The following is a 21614-nucleotide window of genomic DNA, read 5'->3' as shown; positions in this document are numbered from 1 at the left end:
CGATGACAACGCCCCGCTCGGGGCGTTTTTTATGGTGGGGATGAGGTGGCCGTGCGGTGGGCGGCGATCTGCGCCTCGCAAAAGCTCATCAGCTCCGGGTAGAAGTGCAGGAAGGCGTGCTCGGCCTCGGTCCAGCGAGCCTGATCCAGTGCGTGGAGCGCCTCCCCGAGCGGCACGGGGCGGCGCAGCCGACGACCGATGCCGTTGAGGGCCGCCCCCACCCCTTCCCGATACTGGTAGGAGGCCAGCCAGTCCTGCTCGGCCATGTGCCGCAGGGCCATCGGCAGGCCCTGTGGCAGGCTGTGATGATCCAGGAGAAGATGACCATAGCTCTGCGCCAGAAAGCGGGGCAGGGGGGCTGCGCTGAACCTCTGCCAGTGCTGGCTGAGCCAGTGATCGTAGAGCATGTCCACCACAATGCCGCCGAAGCGGCGCCAGGGGGGGGCGAAGCTCGCCACGGCGGCCCGATGGGCCGGGTGGGCATCGGTGAAGGCGTCTATCTTGCGGTGCAGCCAGATCCCCTCGTCGAAGTGGTCAGCCAGACCCGTCGGCAGCGGGCCCTTGATGAAGTCCCCCAGCAGGTTGCCGGTGAGGGAGCTGCCGGTATGGGCCGCCAGATGGAGGTGGGCGAGAAAATTCATGGGATGGGGCTCGCGTGCCTGGGCGTGAACGGGTGATCCGAGCCTAACGAATCGTGGCCGGATTGACCATGGGCAGGATGTTTCATCCCCAAGTCCCCTTGCTGGGCAAATTTGAGGCGTGGTAAGGTACTTGCCATCTTTGTCACAGGACGCGACAAATCACCATGATGCGCAAAGCCAGAGGCTTTTTTCTGGCCTTCTATTTCAAGCCTTTCTATCTCTCCGAGTGGTTCGACGAATAGGTCGAGGCCCCGGAGCAGTTCATTGACGCCCATGGCGGCGTAATCCCGCTCATCTGCAATTTGCCGTTTGTTGGCCATCGCTTGCCTCTGCCTGCGATGCCTTGACCGCGCCTGTGCGCTTTTTATGTAATGGAGTACTCACGATGAAGACCACACTGACCCTGTCAGCCCTTGTTGCTGCCTGTCTGCTCGCCGCCCCCGTCACCGCCAAGGAGTGGAAGACGGTACGCTTTGGCGTGGAGGGGGCCTATCCACCCTTCTCATGGACCGATGCGTCCGGAGAGATCAAGGGATTTGACATCGATCTTGCCAACGCCCTGTGCCAGCAGATGGCCGTCAGGTGCGAACTGGTGGCCCAGGATTGGGACGGCATGATCCCGGCCCTGCTGTCGCGCAAGTACGACGCCATCATCGCCGCCATGTCGATCACCGACGAGCGGCGCAAGAAGGTCGACTTCACCGAGAAATATGCCCACATTCCCAACCGCTTCGTGGCGGCCAGGGGCACCGAACTGACGCTGACGCCGGAAGGGATGGCGGGCAAGCGCATCGGCGTGCAGCGGGCCACCACCCACGACAAGTACCTGACCGACAACTTCGGCTCCAGCGTCACCATAGTGCGTTACGGCAGTGCCGATGAAGCCTACCTCGACCTGAAGGCGGGACGGGTGCTGGCCCTGCTGGCCGACGCCTCGGCCATCGAACAGGGGTTGCTTGGCAAGGAAGGGGGCGACAAGTTCGACTATGTGGGGCCGGCCCTGACCGACCGTCAATGGTTTGGCGATGGCATGGGGATCGCGGTGCGCAAGGGGGATCCGGATCTCAGGGCCAGGCTGAACGACGCCATCAAGGCCCTGCGCGCCAACGGCAAGTATCAGGAGATCAACCGGAAGTACTTCAAGTACGATATCTATGGCGGTTGATGGGTAACAGTCGGAGGGAGCCTGCTCCCTCCTTTTTCATGCAGCAAGGAGAGACCCCATGTTGACCCTGATCGAGGGCGCGCAGATCCATAGTCCGGCCCCGCTCGGCCAGCAGGATTTGCTGGTGTCGGATGGCCGAATCGCCTGGATGGGCAAGGGACTGACGGTTCCGGCTGACTGGCCACTGAGGCGGGTGGACGCTGGCGGCCGCTATCTGGTGCCCGGACTGGTGGACCCGCTCGCCCATATCACGGGAGGGGGCGGCGAGGGAGGCTTCGGCTTTCGCACGCCGGAGCTCTCGGCAAGGGAAGCTTTGGCGGCGGGGGTTACCACGCTCGTGGCGGCGCTCGGCACCGACAGCCTGACCCGCAGCCCGGCCCAGGTGCTCGGCAAGGTACGCGAGTTTCGCGCCGCCGGGGTGAGCGCCTTCATGTACACCGGCTCCTACCACCTGCCGGTCAAGACCCTCACCGGCACGGTGGAGTCGGACATCATGCTGATCCCCGAGGTGCTGGGGGTGGGGGAGGTGGCCATCAGCGATCACAGGTCCAGCGCCCCCACCCACGACGAGCTGGCGCGGCTGGCGAGCGAGGCGCGGGTGGCCGGGCTGTTGTCCGGCAAAAGTGGCGTCAGCTTCTTTCACCTGGGGGATGGCCGCGGGGCGCTGGCGCCCCTGCGGGCCCTGCGGGACGGCACCGACATCCCGCAACGCCAGCTCTACCCCACCCACTGCAACCGCAATCCCTGGCTCTTTGCCGAGGCCATCGAGTGGGGTCGGGCAGGCGGCTGGGTCGACCTCACCACGTCGAGCTTCCCGGATCTGCTGGATGACGGGGAGCGGCTCGCGGCCGACGCCCTGGTGGCGTTGCTGGCGGCGGGCGTGCCCGTGGATCGCATCAGCTTCAGCTCGGATGCCAACGCCAGTCTGCCGCGCTTTGACAGCGAGGGGCGGCTCATCGAGCTGCGCTGCGGCCAGATAGGGAGCCTGTGGCAGGAGGTGGTGGCGGCCTGCGGCAAGGGGGTGGCGCTGGAGACGGCACTGGCGGTAGTGACGGCCAATCCGGCCAGGGCGCTGGGGCTTGCGAGCAAGGGTACCCTGGGGGTAGGGCAGGATGCGGATCTGCTGCTGATCGATCCTGATACGTTCGCCATCGAGCGGGTGATGAGTGGGGGGCGGTGGCGCACCTGAATACCGGCGCCTGTCATCCAGCCCGCTCAGTTCATCAACAAAAAGCCCGGCAGCAGTGCCGGGCTTTGTCGTGCCATGGGGTTCAGATGGCGAGAAACCCCAGTATCAGAATGGGGCCGAGCAGGCTCAGGATAAAGCCGGAGACGATGGCCACCGGCACCACCTGGATGCCGCCGGATTTCTGGATGACAGGCAGGGTGAAGTCCAGCGCCGTGGCGCCGCCGTAGCCGATGGCGGCGCTGGGGTGGCGGCGCATCAGCACCGGGATGATGAGGATGGCGATAAGCTCGCGCCCCAGATCGTTGATGAAGGCGGCGGAGCCCAGCACCGGGCCCAGCTTGTCCGCTACCAGAATGCCGGAGAGCGAATACCAGCCAAAACTGGAGCTCATCGCGAGGCCATGGGCAGAGGGCATGCCGAGCAGCTGGGCGGCCAGCAGGCTGCCGAGCCAGCTGCTGAGGATGACGGTGAGCGCGATCTTCATGCCCCAGGGATTGAGCAGGATCTGGCGCAGGCGCATGCCGGAGTTGCGCATCTGGATGCCGATGAGCAAGAGCAGCAGCATCAGGGCCCACTCGCTCAACTTGTCGATGGGCAGGGCACGCAGGTCCACCACCAGCCCCAGCAAGACGCCCCCCAGCACCACGAAACAGAGCTGGAGGGATTCCCATAACAGGTGCAGCTTGCTCGGCATCTTGCCGTCGCTGGCCTCGTGGGTGGGGGGGCTGCGTTTGTCCAGCCACCACAGGGCCAGCAGGTTGCAGAGGGTAATGGCTGCGAGCATCACCCCTGCCACCTTGAAGATCACTGCCAGGTTGCTGCCCAGGTTCTCCACATAGGCCAGCCCCAGCCCCATCAGGAACAGGATGAGGTAGACCATCTTGCCCAGGGACTGGTTGACCAGCTTGATCAGACGGGCGGAAGAGAGGGGAACCAGATAGCCGATCACGAGCGGCAGCAGGATCAGCAACACATTGAGCAACATCGGGGCCTCGATCACAAAACGTGGAAAAACGGCACCTTATCACGACTTGTTGCACCTGTGTCACGGATCTGTGCATCAGCATGGCCCATACGGGACTTTTTTATCATATTGTTGTGTTTTTTGATGACAGCCAGCTGTGCACGCAAACAGAGAAAGAGGGGCACATCACCTGAAAAATCAATTTCATCCCCATGAAATGACGAGAGAAGGGGAATCTGCCTGGGTGAATAAAGTCCTTTTAGATGACATCTGGCGGATATGGTGAAATATGCTTGCTACCAGTGCGCTGCGGGTATAAAAGAGCGGTAGGGAAGGTGCGACAAAAAATGGATTTTATGCAGACAAAGTGCTGAAAAATACTCAATAGGCCAATAAAAATACAGATAAAACACCAAATACCTCGGTTCTGTATTGTTTTTTCACTACCTCAATGATATTTTCGCTGAAGGTTGCCATCGGTTAACGTTTTGTTAAATGGACGATGGTGGAGTCACGCCGAAGCGGCGTCTAGGGACAGACAAGGTTGTAATGGATGAGCGACGTTGCCGCACTGGAAGTTCGTGATCTGCACAAGTATTTTGGCACCCACGAAGTGCTCAAGGGCATCGATATGACGGCCCACAAGGGGGATGTGATCTCCCTCATCGGCTCCTCGGGTTCGGGGAAGTCGACCTTTCTACGCTGTATCAATTTGCTTGAAACCCCCTCATCGGGCAGCGTTTCCCTCCATGGGGAGCTGATCCGGATGAAAACCAGCCGTTCCGGCGAACGCCTGCCGGAAGACATGCGCCAGGTGGAGCGTATCCGCAGCCGGTTGGCCATGGTGTTTCAAAGCTTCAATCTCTGGTCCCACATGACCATCATGCAGAACATCATCGAAGTGCCCATCCAGGTACTCAAGGTGCCCCGTGCCGAGGCCATCGCCAAGGCGGAGCACCTGCTCAACCGGGTGGGGCTGTGGGAGCGTCGCGACTATTATCCCGGTCACCTCTCCGGCGGTCAGCAGCAGCGGGCCGCCATCGCCCGGGCGCTGGCGGTGGAGCCCGAGGTGATGCTGTTTGACGAGCCTACTTCGGCCCTCGACCCTGAACTGGTGGGGGAGGTCCTTGGCCTGATGCGCGAGCTGGCGGAAGAGGGGCGTACCATGATGGTGGTGACCCACGAGATGTCCTTCGCCCGCGACGTGTCGAACAAGGTGATGTTCCTGCACCAGGGGCGCGTGGAGGAGGAGGGCAATCCCAAGGAGATCTTCGCCCATCCCAAGTCGGAGCGATTCAAGCAATTCATCTCGTCCATCTATTGATGGACGGGATTCAATTTCAACCATCCGTACTTTCAACGATCGACGTGTTTATCAAGGAGAGATACATGAACAAGCTGATGCTGGCGACTGCCGTGATGACGGCCCTGTGTTCCGGTAGCCTGATGGCCAAGGAGTGGAAAGAGGTCCGGATCGGGGTGGAAGGGGCCTATCCCCCCTTCTCCTGGACCGAGCCGAGCGGCGAGGTGAAAGGCTTCGACATCGACATCGCCAACGCCCTGTGCGAAGAGATGAAGGTGAAGTGCACCCTGATCAAGCAGGACTGGGACGGCATCATTCCGGCGCTGCTGTCGCGCAAGTATGACGCCATCATCGCCACCATGGACATCACCGAAGAGCGCAAGAAGAAGGTGGACTTCACCCAGAAGTACCAGCACATCCCGGCGCGCTTCGCCGCCAAGAAAGGGACCGAGATCCAGCTCGACAAGGCCTTCATGGACGGCAAGACCATCGCCGTGCAGCGTGCCACCTCCATGGACACCTACATCACCGACAACTTCCCCAACGCCACCATCAAGCGCTACGGCACTGCGGATGAAGCCTACCTCGATCTGAAATCCGGCCGTGTCGACTACGTGATGGCCGACTCCGCCGCCATCAGCGACGGCCTGCTGAAGAAGGAAGGGGGCGATGCCTTCGAGTTCATCGGCCCGAAACTGACCGATCCCAAGTGGTTTGGCGAGGGTGCCGGCATCGCGGTGCGCAAGGCCGACAAGGATCTGAAAGAGAAATTCAATGCCGCCATCCTGGCCCTGCGTGCCAATGGCAAGTACAAGGAAATCAACGACAAGTACTTCGACTTCGACGTGTACGGCGAGTAAGCCGACGTCAGGCGAACAACGACAGGTTGATCCCGTCAGTAGTCATCGGGCCCGTTGCCTTCCGCTGGGAGTGACGGGCCCGATTGCGATGGAGCTGCATTGCATATGTTTGATTTGAAAGGATACGAAACCTCTCTGCTGGAGGGGGCCTGGATCACCCTGGAGGTGGCGCTCGCCTCCCTGCTGCTGGCCCTGGTGCTCGGCATGCTGGGGGCCCTGGCCAAGCTCTCTCCCTACAAGTGGGCACGCGGCATCGCGGCGGCCTACACCACCGTCATTCGCGGCATCCCGGATCTGGTGCTGATGATGCTGCTCTTCTTCGGCGGCCAGGTGCTCATCAACGGGATCTGTACCTGGGTCAACGAGGCCTACAACAACCACCTGCTGGCGAGCAACCCGAACCAGGAGTGGGTCTCCCTGCTGCCCGATTACATCGACATCAGCCCGTTTGCGGCCGGGGTCGCCACCATCGGCTTCATCTTCGGTGCCTACATGACCGAGACCTTCCGCGGCGCCATCCTGGCGGTGGACAAGGGGGAGCTCGAGGCGGCCCGTGCCTTCGGCATGCGGGCAAGCCAGGTCTTTGTGCGGATCCTCTTTCCCCAGATGATGCGCCACGCCCTGCCCGGGTTTGGCAACAACTGGCTGGTGCTGCTGAAAACCACGGCCCTGGTCTCCATCATCGGGCTCGATGACATGGTGCGAAAGGCGTCGCTCGCGGCGGGCTCGACCCAGCAGCCTTTCACCTTCTACATGGCGGTGGCGCTGATCTTCCTGGTCTTCACCGCAGTCTCTACCTCGGCGCTCAAGTGGGCCGAGCGTCACTACGCCATCAAGACGAGGTAAGCCATGGATTTCTCGATCATTCTCAAGGAGTGGCCCACCTACTGGGAGGGTCTCTATACCACCATCTGGCTGGTGGCCGCCTCGCTCATGCTGGGGCTCATGCTGGCGGTGCCCATGGGCATACTGCGCAACAGCCGCAACTGGTTGATCAAGGGGCCAATCTGGGCCTATATCTACTTCTTTCGCGGCACCCCGCTCCTGGTGCAGCTCTTCATCATCTACTACGGTGCCGCCCAGTGGGAGTGGCTCAAGAACAGTGCGGCCTGGACCCTCTTCTCGGAAGCCTGGTTCTGTGCCCTGCTGGCGTTCACTCTGAACACCGGCGCCTACACCGCCGAGATAGTGCGCGGCGCCGTGATGAACATGCCCAAGGGGCAGATAGAAGCGGCAAGCGCCTTTGGCATGACCCGCTGGCAGACCCTCACCCGCATCATCCTGCCCAACTCGTTTCGCCGTGCGCTGCCGGCCTACAGCAACGAGGTGATCTTCATGCTGCAGGGGTCGGCGGTGGCGGGCATCATCACCATCGTCGATCTGACGGGGGCCGCGCGGATCATCAACTCCCGCTACTACAGCCCGTTCGAGGCGTTCCTGACCGCAGGTCTGCTCTACATGCTGCTCACCTTCGTCATCGTCTGGTTGTTCAAGAAGTGGGAAGCCCGCTGGCATGCCCACCTGCGCCCGCGCAGCGTCTGACTGCCAGCAGAGAAAAAGCCCGCAACTGCGGGCTTTTTTTATGGACTACGGGCAGGTTCAGCGACCCAGGTACTCCCTGTCGAAGAAGGTGTTGACCCAGTGGGGGCGATAGACGGCGAGCAGGGTCATGGTCATGCCGTTGAGGAGCGCCTCGGGGAAGAGCAGCAGCGGCCAGATGGAGAGGTAGTCGGCGCTGATGGTGTGCCAGGAGTAGGTGCCGCTCACCCCCATCAGCAGGGCGCTGGCGATCACCTTGGCCGAGATGCTCAGCGCCCCCCCGAGAAATGCCGCCACGAACAGGTAGACGAAGAGGTGGCGAGGCAGCCAGGCCCAGCTCCCCAGAAACAGCAGCCAGCTGGTGGCCACCGGCAGGGCAACGCCGATGAGGGCCTGCCAGCCGATGTCGGCCAGGGGGATGACCCCGAAGTAAGCGAGGAGCAGCAGGGTGAGGCAGGGGGCGAGCAGGGCGAGGCGCCAGCCCAGCAACAGGGTCAGGCTGGTGAGGCCGAGAAAGTGGATCTCGAGCCCCTCGTGCAACCCGGCCCGCAAGGTCCACAGCGGTACCAGCACGATGGCGCCGCCGAGGCAAAGATGCTGATAGAGCGGGTGGGCGCCAAGGGTGCGCAGCAGGGAGGCGTTCAGACTGAAGGCGAGCAGCACCAGCCAGAGCAGGAGGGCGGCGACTTGTCCTTCACTCATGAGCGGTTCCCCCGGATGCGGCTGTCGTTGATGGCGCCGTGGCGAATGCCGGCGCAATGAAAAGAGGCCGCCCTCTGCCGGGCGGCCTCCTGTCTCAATACTTCACGTTGGGGTGATACTTGCCAAGGATGCCCTGGACCCTGTCCATGGTCTCCTTGCTGGGGGGCTTGATGCCGACCAGATCGTAGGTATCTCCCAGCACGTCCCACTTGTGCTTGCCAAGTTCGTGGTAGGGCAGCAGCTCCACCTTCTCGACGCACTCCCCCAGCTCGGCGATGAACTGGCCGAGTCCTTCTGCGCTCTCGTCATCGTCGGACCAGGTGGGCACCACCACGTAGCGGATCCACATGGTCTGACCGCGGGAGGCCAGGTAGCGGGCGAACTCCAGGGTGTACTTGTTGCTGACGTGGGTGAGGGGAATGTGCTTCTCGTCGTTGATCTGCTTGATGTCGAGCAGCACCAGATCGGTGTTGTCCAGCACCCGGTCGAGCAGCTCGTCGTAGTGACGCACGAAACCGTTGGTGTCGAGGCAGGTGTGGATCCCCTGGGCCTTGCAGGCGGTGAACAGTTCGGCGATGAACTCCTGCTGCAGCATGGCCTCGCCGCCGGAGGCGGTCACGCCACCGCCGGAGGCATTCATGAAGTGGCGATAGCTGGTGAGATCCTTCATCAGCTCGGGCACGGTGACCTCGCGGCCGCCCTGGGTGTCCCAGGTGTCCCGGTTGTGACAATACTTGCAGCGCATCAGGCAGCCCTGCATGAACACGATGAAGCGGATGCCGGGGCCGTCGACGGTCCCGCAGGTCTCGACGGAATGGATCCGGCCAATGATGTCGGTAGTGCCGGTGTCGCTGGCTTCAACGGTCGGGATCCGCTGCGTGCTGGGGGTGGCAGGTCCCTTGGATTCAACGGCGGGGATCCGGTTAATGACTGACATAGACGACTCCAATGGTGCGGACAAGGTTCGAGCGGTCGTTATTTTATGACAGAAAGCCCTATAAATCCTACCAGTTTAGCCCGCAGGGGTGGCACCCAGCAGGCTCTCCAGTGCCTTGACGGGGAGCGGCCGGCTGGTGAGGAAGCCTTGATAATGCTGGCATCCCAGGGCCTTGAGCACGGCGAGCTGCTCCTCTTCCTCCACCCCTTCGGCGGTGACGGTGAAACGAAACACCCGGGCGAGATCCAGGATGGCCTTGACGATGGCCTTGTCCTGTTCGCTGTGGACCAGGGTCTGGATGAAGCTTCTGTCGAGCTTCACCTCGTCGGCGGGCAGATCCCGCAGATAGGCCAGGGACGAGTAGCCCGTGCCGAAGTCGTCGATGGAGATGAGCAGGCCGAGGGCCTTGAGCTGGCGGATCCTGGCGATACTCTCCAGCCGGTTTTCCAGCACCACGGACTCGGTGATCTCCAGCAGCAGGCGCGACGGGGGCACCCCGGTGTCCCGCAGAATGTACTCCACCTGCTGCACGAAACCGGCGGTGTGGAACTGGCGGGCGCTGACGTTGACCGACAGATGGGGGATGGCGAGACCGTTGTTGAGCCAGAAGCTGTACTGGGCACAGGCGGTCTTCATCACCCAGTAGCCTATCTCCTGGATCAGGGTGGTCTCCTCGGCGATGGGGATGAACTCCCCGGGTGGCACCATGGTGCCGTCGGCCTTCTGCCAGCGCAGCAGCGCCTCTATGCCCGAGAGCGTGCCGTTGTCGACCCGGTATTGGGGCTGGTAGTGCAGCACCAGCTCGTTGTTGCGCAGGGCATCGCGCAGCTGGTTGTTGAGAGAAAGCTTGCTCTTCTCTTTTTCCGCCATGGCTTCACTGAAGAAGATATGGTTGCCCTGGCCCGCGCGCTTGGCCATGTGGACGGCGGTATCGGCCTGCTGCATCAGGACAAGGTGATCCTTGTCGTCATCGCTGAACAGGCTGATCCCCACGGAGGCGCTGCAGTGCAGCTTGTGATCGCCGATGTCGAAGGGGGCACGGAAGATCCCCATCAGCTCCCGGGCAAAGTGCTCCGCCAGGATCTTGGCGGTGATATAGCCCTGGCCCAGTGCCGTGAAGAGCAGGGCAAATTCGTCACCCGAAGTGCGGGCGAGCACCAGGTTCTCCTGGGGCAGGGACTTGAGTCGCACCACCACGGCCTGGAGCAGCAGATCGCCGCAGGCGTGACCGAGGGAGTCGTTGATGGATTTGAAGTTGTCCAGATCCAGCAGCAGCAGGGCCCCCCACTGACCACTCGGGGCCTGCAGGGTGCGCTGCATGATGTCGGTCAGGCTGCGCCTGTTGTAGAGATCGCACAGGTCGTCGTAGTAGGCGAGGCGCTCGATGTGGCGGGCGGTCTCTTTCTCCTGGGTGATGTCGTGGAAGCTGCAGACGAAGTGGCTGATCTCCTCCTCCTCGTCCTTGACCCCGCTCACCATGAGCCGCACCGGGAAGAGGTGTCCTTCCCTGTGCAGGCATTGTTCCTCCCCGAGCCAGTATCCCTGCCGGTTGACCGCCGCGATCACCTCCTCCTTGAGGGTGTCGCCATAGTAGGTGGGCCTCAGGGCGTCGATGTGCAGGCCCAGCATCTCTTCGCTGGCAAAGCCGGTGATGCGGCTGAAGGAGGCATTGACCTTGAGGATGATGCCCCCGTGATCCATCACCAGCAGGCCGTCGTGGGTGTTGAAGGCCACTTCGGCCAGGCGCAGGGCATCGTCATTGGCCAGGCGCTGCAACTCGCTGGCGGCCCGCTCGCGCTGTTCGTAGAGGACGTCCAGCAGGGGCGCGGGATCGGCCAGGGGGGTGGCGAGCAGCAGGGTGAGCTGCCCCAGGGGGAGACCATTTGGCCCCGGGAAGGGGATGCCGACATAGGCCTTGGCGTCGAGGGCCAGCAGCTGGCTGGACTGGGGATAGCGCAGGGCCAGATCTTCCACGTAGAGGCTCTGCCCGTGCTGGAAGATCTCCCGGCCCGGGCCGATGTCCATGGGCATGGGTTTGACGACGGCGAAGGCATCCCCCTCCACCACGCAGCGGGGAATGAGCCAGAGATCCTGGCCGCGAGGCTGAAACTCGCCGATCCAGCCCCTGTGGGCACCGCTCAGGCCCATGGCCCAGCGCAGCAGGGCGCGGCAGTAATCGTTGCCGGTCAGGTTGGCAAGCCCCGGGGGAGGCGCGAGGTCCGGGGCGTCGGTCGCCACGGGGTCCGGCTGCCAGTGGCCGAGCAAACGGGCGCAATGACGCACCAGTTGCAGGGTGTCATCGCTGATGAGGGTGCTCTCGGCATACTCCAGGCTGAGCACGCCGATGAGCTTCTCCTGCTCCAGCAAGGCGCCGTCCAGGCGGGAGCAGACATTGGCATCGGCCAGATAGTAGTGCTGGCTCAACATGGGCTGGTGGGCCGCCTCCGAGAAGCTCAGGGCGCCCCGGGCGCGCAGGGCCCGGATGTAGCGGCTGTCTCCGCGAATGGCACCGAGCGCGTCCACCCCCAGGGTGAACACCGGGGTCAGCTGCTCGCCGCCAAGGGCGCCATGGGCCTGGTAGTGCCAGAGGATCAGGCGATCGGCCCCCAGGCACTCCTTGAGGCTCTCCAGCATGGCGTCATACTGCTGCTGGCTGGCCATCTGGCTCAGGCGCGGCAGTTGCAGGGACAGGCTGGCGGCGCTCTCCTGGGACTGGGTCTGCAGGCAGATGAGCCAGAAGGCGTCCTGCTCGTGGGAGAGGGAAATGTGCCAGAGGAGGGCGTCAAAGCGCAGCACCAGCTTGCCCCCCTTGCCGCTGGCCAGCCGCTGCTCGATGGGTTGGCGCAGGGCGTCCGGCAATTGGGCCGGCCAGGCACTGCGGGGCTCGTCGAGCCAGTGGAGCGGCGTCTGCATCACATCGGTCAGGGCGACCAGCCGTTGACTACGGGTATCCAGGCGGAAAAACAGGGGCGCCTGGCTGGCGGTCGGAAGATGGCTGAGCGCGGTAGACGACATGAACTGACACTATCCTGTTGAGCAATTGTCGGAGGGCAAGAATACTGCAAATCCGTGGCAAACAAAATTTCATTGAATTCTAAATTAGATAAGTCTAATTTATTGGCCATTTCCTGTTGAGTGGAGTCTTGCAGATGAAACGGATCCTGATTGTGGGTGGTGTGGCCGGGGGGGCGTCCGCCGCCGCCCGTGCCCGCCGTTTGAGCGAAGAGGCGGAGATTGTGATGTTCGAGCGGGGCGAGTTCGTGAGCTTCGCCAACTGCGGTCTGCCTTATCATATCGGGGGGGATATCCCGGATCGGGATGCCCTGCTGCTGCAAACACCGCAAAGCTTCAAGCGCCGGTTCAACGTGGATGTGCGGGTGTTTCACGACGTCATCGAGATAGACAGGGCCGGCAAGAGCCTGCTGGTGCGCAACCTGCTGAGCGGCGAAGAGCGGCGCGAAGCCTACGACGTGCTGCTGCTGAGCCCGGGTGCGGCCCCCATCCGGCCTCCGTTCCCCGGCATTGACAGCCCGGGTGTGCACACCTTGCGCAATATTCCCGACATGGACCGCATTCTGGCGGCGCTGGCGCACGATCAGCCGCGCCACGTCACCGTGGTGGGAGGCGGTTTCATCGGGCTTGAGATGATGGAGGCGTTGCACCAGCGCAAGCTGGACGTCACCTTGCTGGAGCTCTCCGATCAGGTGATGGCGCCGGTGGATAAAGAGATGGCCAACATGCTCCATGCCCGTATCCGGGAGGAGGGCATCGATCTGCGCCTGCGCACCGGCCTCTCGGCCATCGAGAGCCTGGATGTGCTGGCGGAAAAAACCGCTGCCGTGGCCACAGAACAAAGGGGTGGATTACGCCTGACCTTGAGTGATGGCACCCGGCTCGATACCGGGCTGCTGATCCTCGCCATCGGCGTCAAGCCCGAGACGCTGCTCGCCGCCAAGGCGGGGCTGGAGCTGGGACCGCGGGGCGGCATCAAGGTGGATGCGGGCATGCGCACCTCGGATCCCTGCATCTTCGCGGTGGGGGATGCGGTGGAGGAGATCGATTTTGTCACCGGCGAGTCCGTGCTGATCCCGCTGGCGGGCCCCGCCAACCGCCAGGGGCGCATCGCCGCCGACAACATGCTGGGGCGAAGCGAAACCTACAAGAAGACGCAAGGGACCGCCATCTGCAAGCTGTTCGATCTGGCGGTGGCGAGCACGGGGCTGAACGAGAGGCGGCTGGTGCAGCTGGGGCTGCCGTTCGAGAAGGTCTATGTCCACCCGGGCAGCCACGCCGGTTACTACCCCGGTGCCCACCCGGTCAGCCTCAAGCTGCTGTTTGCCCCCGATGGCAAGATTTACGGCGCCCAGGCCATCGGCAAGGACGGGGTAGACAAGCGCATCGACGTGCTGGCGGTGGCCCAGCGCGCCGGTCTCACCGTGTTTGATCTGCAGGATCTGGAGCTCACCTATGCACCGCCCTTCGGCTCGGCCAAGGATGTGATCAACATGGCGGGCTTTGTGGCAAGCAACCACTTGAAGGGGGATACCCTGCTCTGCCACGCAGCCGAGGTCGAGGCCCGTCACCCCAATCAGCAGGTGCTGGACGTGCGCAATGGCCCCGAACTCGACAAGCTTGGTCGCATCCCGGGCGCCTTGCACATCCCCCTCGATGAGCTGCGCGGCCGCCTCCATGAGCTGCCCAGGGATAAAGAGCTGCTCATCAGCTGCCAGGTGGGTTTGCGCGGTCACGTGGCCTGTCGCCTGCTGAGCCAGCACGGCTTCAAGGTGAAGAACCTCTCCGGCGGCTTCAAGACCTGGCAGATGGCGGTAATGGAGTAACTCGTCACAGCCACAAGCGAGCGCCGACCCCAGGGTCGGCGCTGTTGCATCTGGCGGAGGCTGCCGGCGTTTTAACTGCAATGAGTTTTGTGTCAAGCGAGCCTGATCCCTTATCCTGTTGGCTATTGCGCTGCACTGGCAGCGAGCCAATCAGGGATGACATTTTATGCGCCGCGTCGACTCTCACCCTCGCTTCTCTTGTTCCTCACCGCAACAGACGGCCGTCCCCGGGCGCCGCTGGTCGGCCCTGCTGCTGGCGGGGCTCACTGCGCTGCTGCTGGCCGGTTGTGGCCCCGACAAGCCTGCCAGCCAGGTACCGACCACCGAATCCACTGCCCGGCAGGAGGCAGGGGAGCCGAGTTCAGTCGTGCAAGCCAATGCACGCCAATACCGCGATGCCCCGGCGCTGGCCCTGGTCTTCTCCGGCCCCTTGGTGCCCAAGGCAAACTGGCAGAGCTGGCTTTCTGTGAGTGAAGGGGGCAAGCAGGTGCAGGGGGAGTGGATCCTCGCCGACGATGGTCGCACCCTCTATTTCCCGAACGTGCAACCCGACAAACGCTACGAGGTGAGCCTCAAGGCGGGGCTGGGCCCATCCCCCCAGAGCTGGACTCTCAAGACCCGGCCGCTGGAGGCGGGGGCGTCGTTTACCGCGAGCGGCATGGTATTGCCGCTGCGCGACGAGCTGCGCCTGCCCATCAGCGCGGTCAATGTGGATGAGGTCAATATCGACTTCTTCCGGGTCGATGCGGAGTATCTGCCCCGTTTCCTGGCCGAGTATCGCCCCGGTGCCGGCATGGGCAACTGGGAACTTGAACAGATCACCAAGCGGGCCAAGCGGGTGTTCAGCGGCCGCTATGCGCTGGAGCTCGATGCCAACCGGCGCGAGACCCGCCTCATCAATGTGAAGGAGCCGCAGCTGGCGGAGGCTGGCGTCTACTTTGCGGTAATGTCCCCCCTTGGCAACTACGACTGGCGCAAGGAGACCACCTACTTTGCGGTGAGCGACATGGGGCTCAGTGCCCGCCGTTACCGCGATGAGCTGGAGGTGTTCGTCAGCTCCCTGGCCAGCGCCGACCCCCTCAAGGATGTGCAGCTCTCCCTGCTCGACCAGAAGGGCAACCGGCTGCAGGTGCAAACCACCGACCCCCAAGGTCATCGCCGCTTCGATCAGGTGCAGGGGGCTCGCCTGCTGCTGGCCGAGCAGGGCAACCATCTGGCGGTGCTGCGCCTCGATGGGGCGGCCCTCGATCTCTCCACCTTCGATCTCGGCACCCAGCCCTGGCAGGCCCAACAGCTCTATCTGTTCAGCGGGCGCGATCTCTATCGCCCCGGCGAGCGGCTCGACAGCGAGATCCTGCTCAAGGGGCAGGATGGCCAGCTGCTGCCGGGCATGGCGGTGGAGCTGGAGGTGAAACAGCCGGACGGCCAGCTGCTCGAACAAAAGCGCCTGCTGCCGGACAATTTGGGCGCGGCCCACTACGGCCTGCATCTGCTGGAGGATGCGCCGCTCGGGCGCTGGACCATCAACCTCAAGACTGCCGCCGGTAGCCGCTTCGAGTGGCCTTTTCTGGTGGAGGAGTTTCTGCCGGAGCGGCTGAAACTGCAGCTTGGCAAGGGGCCGGATGGGGAAGTGACGAGTCTGGACGCCGCCCTCACTTTGCCGCTGCAAGGGGACTATCTCTACGGCGCACCAGCGAGCGCCACCAAGGCCAAGGCGGAGGTGAAGTTAAGCCGCGCCACCATGCCCTTTACCCAGTGGCAGGAGTTCACGCTGGGTGACGTGCTGCTCGCCGAGCAGGCCAAGGATCTCGAGCCTCTCAATCTCACCCTTGATGCGCAGGGGCAGGGGACTTTTTCGCTTGCTGATGAGCTCGATGGGGTGCGTGCCCTCGGGCCGCTGGAGGTGGCTTATAGGGTGTCGCTTTCCGAACCCGGCGGCCGCGCCGTCAATCGCAGCCGCACCCAGTATGGCTGGCCCGCCGGCAGCCAGTGGCCGGCACTCAAGGCCGATTTCGTGGCGGATCGGGTAGAAGGGGGCAAGCCGCTCCCCTTCCAGATCCTCAACCTCGATGAGCAAGGCCAGCCGGTGGCGGGGGCGGTGAAGGTGCGCCTTATCAACGAGTACCGCGACTACTACTGGCACTACGCCGATGGGGAGGGGTGGAAGTACGAGTTCAACAGCCAGCCCTATCTGGAGCAGGAGCAGACCCTGCAGCTGGATGGCAAGGGGCCGACCCTGCTCACGCTGCCACTGGCGGCGGGCTGGTATCGGTTGGAGGTGGAGAACAGTCAGGGCCATCAATCGAGCCTGCGGGTGGAGATCGGCAGCTACGCCTGGGGCGGCGGTGGCGAGCAGGCACGGCCCGACAAGATCGCCATCACTCTCGACAAGCGCGCCTATCAGGCCGGGGACAAGGCCAAAGTGACGCTGGTGGCCCCGCGCCCCGGCAAGGGGTTGCTGCTGGTGGAAGATGGTGACGGCCTGCGCTGGTGGCAGCGCATCGAGCTCAAGGGCGCCGATGGCGATGCCAAGGATGCCCGCGGCGAGTTCGAGATCCCGGTCAGCCCCGAGTGGCTGCGCCATGATCTGCATATCTCGGCCCAGATCGCCGCGCCAGACAGTGACTCAAAGCCGGTGAGCCAAAAGAGTGTGCAGAGCCTGCGATCGGTCGGTCTGGTGCCGCTCACCCTGGATCGGGAAGCGCGTCGTCTGCCGCTCACCCTGAGCGCGCCGGACAAAGCGGTGCCGCTCACCCGGCTGGAAGTGACCGCCACCTCCACCCCCAACAGTCAGGGCCGCGTGGTGCTGGCGGCGGTGGATCGGGGCGTGCTCAATATCAGCGACTACCGGCCACTCGACCCGTTCGAGATCTTCTTTGGTCGCAAGCGCTTCGCCCAAGACTTGTTCGACAACTACGGCCAGGTGATCCCGCCGCAAGATGGCAAGCTGGCTCGCCTCAACTACGGGGGTGACCGGGCGCCGCTGAAAAAGGGCGGCGCGCTGGAGAGCCGGGTCGAGATCGCCGCGCTCTGGAGCGGCGAGGTGAGTTTTGATGAGAGCGGCAAGGCGGTGATCCCGCTCGATCTGCCCAACTTCAACGGCGAGCTGGCGCTGATGGCGCTGGCCTGGAACGAACAGCAGGTGGGCGAGGCCGAGCGCGCCGTCAAGGTGGTGGCGCCGCTGGTGGCAGAGATCGGCTGGCCGCGCTTTGGCGCCAGAGGGGATGAGACCCGGGCCCTGGTGCAGCTGCGCAATATGAGCGGTGAGGATCAGACCCTCTCCCTTGCCTGGACCCTCAACGGCGGGCTGAAAGCAAACGGCGAGCTGCCCGGCACCCTGGCCCTTAAAAACGGCGAAGAGCAGTGGCTGACCCTGCCGCTCACCGTGACCGGGGCGAGCGGTGTGGCAAGCCTGCAGTTGGCTGCCAGCGGCAAGGATTTTGCCATCAGCCGCGACTGGACTTTGCCGCTGCGTTCCCCCTGGCCTGCCGAGACTCGCCAGCGCTACCAGATGCTGGCTCCCGGCCAAGAGATGAGCTTTGCGCCAGCTGAGCTGGCCGGGCTGGATCGTGCCAATCTGCAGGGGCTGCTCAGCCTCTCCGGCACTCCCCCCTGGGATCCGGCAGCCCAGTGGCAGGCGCTGGCCGACTACCCCCATGCCTGTCTGGAGCAGACCTTGTCCCGTGCCTGGCCTTACTTGCTGACCACAGCCGATGAGCGGGCCGTCTGGCGCAAACCCGCAGAGGGCAAGAAAGCGGCGAGTGAGGCGGATGTGCAACGCGCCCTGCTGCAACGGCTGCAGCGGTTGCAACTGCCAAGCGGCGGTTTTGGCCTGTGGGATGGTCGCTCCGACGAGGAGCAGTGGCTCACCGCCTATGCCGCCGACTATCTGCTGGCGCGCAAGGAGGCGGGCGACGCCGTGCCGGAGGCGATGCTCAATCAGGCGCTGAACCGGTTGCAGAGCTATCTTACCGACAGTCAGTATGGTGAGCGCTGGAGCAGTGCCCCCGAGCACAGCCGGCTGGCCTATCAGGCCTACAGTGCCTATGTGCTGGCCCGGGTGGGCAAGGCGCCGCTCGCTACCCTGCGCCTTGTCTGGGAGCAGCAGGCCGATCACGCCCGCTCGGGTTTGCCGCTCTTGCACCTCTCGCTGGCCCTCTCGGCCATGGGGGATGAGCAGAACGCCGCCAAGGCCCTCAGCCGGGCATTGGCGACCGAGCGCGGGGACGATTATCTGGGGGATTACGGCTCGCCGCTGCGCGACCAAGCCCTTGAGCTCTCCCTGCTGCGCCAGCACAAGCTGGCTGCGGAGCGTTGGCCGGCCCTCAGTGGCAAAGTGGCCGACACCCTGGCTCACCGTCAGTGGCTCAGCACCCAGGAGCGGCTCGCCCTGCTGCGACTCGCCCGCTTCGATCCGGCCGTCGACTGGCAGGCCAGGGTAACCTCCTCTCTTGGCAGTGGATCCCTGAGCGGTTCGGTTCCGCTGCAGCAGGGTGCCCCCGAGGCACTGGCGGCGAGCTCTGTCACCAACGAGGGCAAGGGCTCGCTCTATGTGCAGCGCACCCTGGTCGGTTACCCCGAGCAGGCGCCGGCACGGATCAGCAAGGGAATGAGCGTGACCCGCAGCTGGTTCAACAGCGACGGTCAGCGTTTTGACCCGACCAAGGTGAAGGTCGGCGATCTGGTGGTGGTGCGGCTCAATGTCAGCAGTGAATCGGCGGTGCCCGATGCCCTGCTGGTGGAGATGGTGCCCGCCGGCTTCGAGCTGGAGAACCCGGCCCTTGGCAACAGCATCAAGCTCGAAGAGCTCTCCATCGAGGGGAAACCGGCGTGGCAGAGCGAGTGGAACGACTACCTCAAGCATCAGGAGTTTCGCGATGACCGCTACACGGCGGCGCTGGATCTGAGCGAGGGGAGCAACCAGCAACTGGTCTACCTGATGCGGGCGGTGACGCCGGGTCGCTATCAGGTGCCGCCGACCCAGGTGGAGGATATGTACCGACCCGAGATCCGGGCTGTGGGTGAGGATATCCACGAGGTGCGTATCTCTGAGTAACAAACCCTCCCTTGAGCGGGTTCGCCCGCTCACTTTCTGGCAGCGTGGCTGGCTGAGCCTGGGTCGCACTGGCCGCGCTTGCTTGCATTGGCTTGGTGGCCTGCCACGTTGGCTGCGCTTTTCGGTGCTGGGCGTTGTAGTACTGCTCCTGTCATTGCTGGCGCTGGATCGACTATGTCCGCCGCCGCCACTCGATCCTGCCTACGCGCGGGTGGTGCTCGACATGAAGGGGCGACCGCTGCGCGCCTTTGCCGATACCAGCGGCGTGTGGCGCTACCCCGTGACCCTGGAGCAGGTCTCCCCCCGCTATATCGAGGCGCTGCTGGGCTACGAGGATCGCTACTTCTGGCGTCATCCCGGGGTCAATCCGGTGGCCATGGTGCGCGGGATCTGGCAGTGGCTGCATTACGGACGCGCTGTGTCGGGGGGCTCGACCCTCACCATGCAGGTGGCGCGCCTTATCGAGCCCTACCACAGGAGCGTGCCCGGCAAGCTGCGCCAGATGGCCCGTGCGCTGCAGCTGGAGTGGCACTATGACAAGCGCACCTTGCTTACCGTCTACCTCAACCGGGCACCGTTTGGCGGCAATCTGGAGGGGGTGCAGGCGGCAAGTTTTGCCTATCTCGGCAAGAGTGCAGCCAAGCTGACCTATGCCGAGGCGGCGCTCTTGGCGGTGCTGCCGCAGGCTCCCAGCCGCAACCGGCCGGACCGGCATCCCGAGCGGGCCCGCACCGCCCGCGACAAGGTGATGCAGCGGCTGGTTGCACAGGGCGTTTGGCCCGAACAGGTATGGTTGGAGGGACGCATCGAGCCGGTGCTGGCCCGCGGTCACTTCACGCCGATGGAGGCGCCGCTGTTTGCCCGCCTCGCCGCCGACCATCAGGCCGGGGCCCTGGTGCACACCACCATAGACGGGGATCTGCAGCGCTGGCTGGAGGGGCGGGTGGCGAGCTATATCCGTCGCTTCCCCGAACAGACCTCAGCGGCGTTGCTCCTGGTCGACAACAAAACCATGGCGGTGCGCGCCTATGTGGGCAGCGCCGAGTATGGCAATTTGCGTCGCCACGGTTACCTCGACATGGTGCAGGCGATCCGCTCTCCCGGCTCTACGCTGAAGCCCTTCATCTACGGTCTGGCGATGGACGAGGGGCTGGTGCACTCGGCCTCTCTGCTCTCCGATGCGCCAAGGCTGGGCTCGGACTATCGCCCCGCCAACTTCTCCGGTGCCTTTCAGGGACCGGTGACCCTGGCCCAAGCGCTGCAGCAATCCCTCAACGTGCCGGCGGTGCAGGTGCTGGAGGCGCTGGGGCCGGACAAACTGGTCAGCCGTCTCGACAACGCCGGGGTGAGGCTGGCCCTTTCCGACAAGCCTAATCCGGCCATCGCGCTGGGGGCAGCGGGCATTCGACTCGAGCAGCTGGTGGCGCTCTACAGCGCACTGACCCGGCAGGGGCAGGTGGCGATGCCGGTCTGGCTGGCGGGGCAGCAGGCGGTGTCACGCCCCTTGCTGAGCCCGGGGGCCGCCTGGATCATCTGGCAGATATTGAGCGCCCAGGGGCGCGCGGATCAGCCCTTTGCCAGTGAGGCGACCGGCCGGGTCAACCGGCTGGCCTGGAAGACCGGCACCAGCTATGGCTATCGCGACAGCTGGGCCATGGGGGTCTCCGGTCGCTGGACCATCGGCGTCTGGCTTGGTCGCCCCGATGGCACCCCCATGCCCGGCTTTTATGGACAGAGCGCGGCAGTGCCACTGCTGCTTTCTGTCTATTCGCGGCTCTCGGACAACAGCCCCCTGCCGGCACAACCCAACACGGTGAGCGAAGCGGAGATCTGCTGGCCCTTGGGGCGCAAGGGGAGCGCGACCCTGCCTGAGGCCTGTTTGCAGCATCAGAGCGCCTGGTTGCTGGAAGGGCGCGACCCTCCCACCTTGCCGGATCCCATGGATTGGCCCTCGCCGCTGCGCCAGGTCGCACTGACCGCCGCGGGCAAGCCGACTCTGACCCGTTGCCCCGATGCAGCGCAATCTGGTTTTCGGGCCCTCTGGCCCTTGTCGCTGGAGCCTTGGCGAACACCCGGCGAGCGGCGTCAGGCGCTGCTTGCCAGGGGCTGCGCGGGGGAGGGGCAGAGCGCCGAGCAGCAGGCCCCCATCCGCATCCTGGCACTGGGGGAGGGCAACCTTATCCGCAGTCAGCGCTATCGGTTGCAGCCCAGGGTGCTGGGCGGTGTCGGCAAGCCGGCATGGTTTCTCAACGGCCAGCGGCTGCGCTGGGACGGGGATCAAGTAGTGAGCAAGGTGGGCCGCTATCAGCTGGTGGTGGTGGATGAGGCGGGAAACAGCGATCGCATCGAGTTTCGGCTGGAAAACCCCTCCTGAGGGCGTGGTGAGCGCCAGAATATTGACGGCATCGGTGATGGTCCCG

At 64.1% G+C, this 21614-nt stretch carries 15 protein-coding genes; 9 read left to right on the top strand and 6 right to left on the bottom strand.

What is annotated here, in order from left to right:
* Positions 1-29: 29 nt before the first annotated feature.
* Together PG887_RS09110 and PG887_RS09105 are read right to left on the bottom strand one after the other, a co-directional pair.
* Entirely contained in the window at positions 30-641 is a 612-nt protein-coding gene (locus PG887_RS09110) for an acyl carrier protein phosphodiesterase (protein WP_270821535.1), read from the bottom strand.
* A complete protein-coding gene (locus PG887_RS09105; protein ID WP_270821534.1) occupies positions 638-961 on the bottom strand; it encodes a hypothetical protein in 324 nt (107 codons plus the stop codon). Before PG887_RS09105 ends, PG887_RS09110 begins: the two co-directional genes overlap by 4 nt.
* A 65-nt stretch (positions 962-1026) precedes the next feature.
* Between PG887_RS09105 and PG887_RS09100 the strand changes: the two genes are divergently transcribed.
* Both PG887_RS09100 and iadA read left to right on the top strand, forming a co-directional pair.
* On the top strand, positions 1027-1806 hold the full coding sequence (locus PG887_RS09100; protein ID WP_010674264.1) for an ABC transporter substrate-binding protein: 780 nt from the start codon (positions 1027-1029) through the stop codon (positions 1804-1806).
* A 58-nt stretch (positions 1807-1864) separates the two neighbouring features.
* On the top strand, positions 1865-2995 hold the full coding sequence (gene iadA, locus PG887_RS09095; RefSeq protein WP_270821533.1) for a beta-aspartyl-peptidase: 1131 nt from the start codon (positions 1865-1867) through the stop codon (positions 2993-2995).
* 82 nt (positions 2996-3077) lie between these two features.
* Here the strand turns inward: iadA and PG887_RS09090 are convergent, their stop codons facing one another.
* Entirely contained in the window at positions 3078-3980 is a 903-nt protein-coding gene (locus PG887_RS09090) for a lysine exporter LysO family protein (RefSeq protein WP_104456090.1), read from the bottom strand.
* A gap of 532 nt (positions 3981-4512) precedes the next feature.
* Here PG887_RS09090 and PG887_RS09085 point away from each other — a divergent pair.
* From PG887_RS09085 to PG887_RS09070, 4 genes are all read left to right on the top strand, one after another.
* Positions 4513-5283: an ABC transporter ATP-binding protein gene (locus PG887_RS09085; RefSeq protein WP_010674267.1), complete on the top strand. Its 771-nt coding sequence runs from the start codon at positions 4513-4515 to the stop codon at positions 5281-5283.
* A gap of 65 nt (positions 5284-5348) precedes the next feature.
* The gene (locus PG887_RS09080) at positions 5349-6122 is read left to right on the top strand and encodes an ABC transporter substrate-binding protein (RefSeq protein ID WP_010674268.1); all 774 of its coding nucleotides are present in this window, start codon (positions 5349-5351) and stop codon (positions 6120-6122) included.
* A gap of 105 nt (positions 6123-6227) precedes the next feature.
* Positions 6228-6968, top strand: coding sequence for an ABC transporter permease (locus tag PG887_RS09075; RefSeq protein WP_010674269.1), 741 nt, complete (start codon positions 6228-6230; stop codon positions 6966-6968).
* Between the two features lie 3 nt (positions 6969-6971).
* A complete protein-coding gene (locus PG887_RS09070) occupies positions 6972-7664 on the top strand; it encodes an ABC transporter permease (protein WP_043156313.1) in 693 nt (230 codons plus the stop codon).
* Between the two features lie 57 nt (positions 7665-7721).
* On the opposite strand, the gene PG887_RS09065 is transcribed toward PG887_RS09070, so the two are convergent.
* The 3 genes from PG887_RS09065 to PG887_RS09055 all read right to left on the bottom strand — a co-directional run bounded on the left by PG887_RS09065 (position 7722) and on the right by PG887_RS09055 (position 12315).
* A complete protein-coding gene (locus tag PG887_RS09065; RefSeq protein WP_041215455.1) occupies positions 7722-8363 on the bottom strand; it encodes an energy-coupling factor ABC transporter permease in 642 nt (213 codons plus the stop codon).
* 94 nt (positions 8364-8457) lie between these two features.
* On the bottom strand, positions 8458-9300 hold the full coding sequence (pflA, locus tag PG887_RS09060; protein ID WP_270821531.1) for a pyruvate formate lyase 1-activating protein: 843 nt from the start codon (positions 9298-9300) through the stop codon (positions 8458-8460).
* Between the two features lie 75 nt (positions 9301-9375).
* A complete protein-coding gene (locus PG887_RS09055; RefSeq protein ID WP_069652719.1) occupies positions 9376-12315 on the bottom strand; it encodes a sensor domain-containing phosphodiesterase in 2940 nt (979 codons plus the stop codon).
* Between the two features lie 134 nt (positions 12316-12449).
* Here PG887_RS09055 and PG887_RS09050 point away from each other — a divergent pair, with 134 nt between their 5' ends.
* The 3 genes from PG887_RS09050 (at position 12450) to pbpC (ending at position 21568) form a co-directional block, all read left to right on the top strand.
* Positions 12450-14138 carry an FAD-dependent oxidoreductase gene (locus PG887_RS09050; RefSeq protein ID WP_104455698.1) on the top strand — a complete coding sequence of 563 codons (1689 nt, stop codon included), beginning with the start codon at positions 12450-12452 and terminating at the stop codon, positions 14136-14138.
* 166 nt (positions 14139-14304) lie between these two features.
* Positions 14305-19194, top strand: a complete 4890-nt coding sequence (locus PG887_RS09045) for an alpha-2-macroglobulin family protein (RefSeq protein WP_270821529.1) — start codon at positions 14305-14307, stop codon at positions 19192-19194.
* Complete coding sequence (pbpC, locus tag PG887_RS09040) at positions 19160-21568, top strand: penicillin-binding protein 1C (RefSeq protein ID WP_199769620.1); 2409 nt, start codon at positions 19160-19162, stop codon at positions 21566-21568. Before PG887_RS09045 ends, pbpC begins: the two co-directional genes overlap by 35 nt.
* Positions 21569-21614: the final 46 nt, after the last annotated feature.

This window comes from Aeromonas sp. QDB14 (assembly GCF_027707845.1).
Classification (GTDB): Bacteria; Pseudomonadota; Gammaproteobacteria; order Enterobacterales; family Aeromonadaceae; genus Aeromonas; species Aeromonas caviae.
Note: the sequence above shows the minus strand (reverse complement) of the source record. Positions and strands in the feature narration are given on the sequence as shown.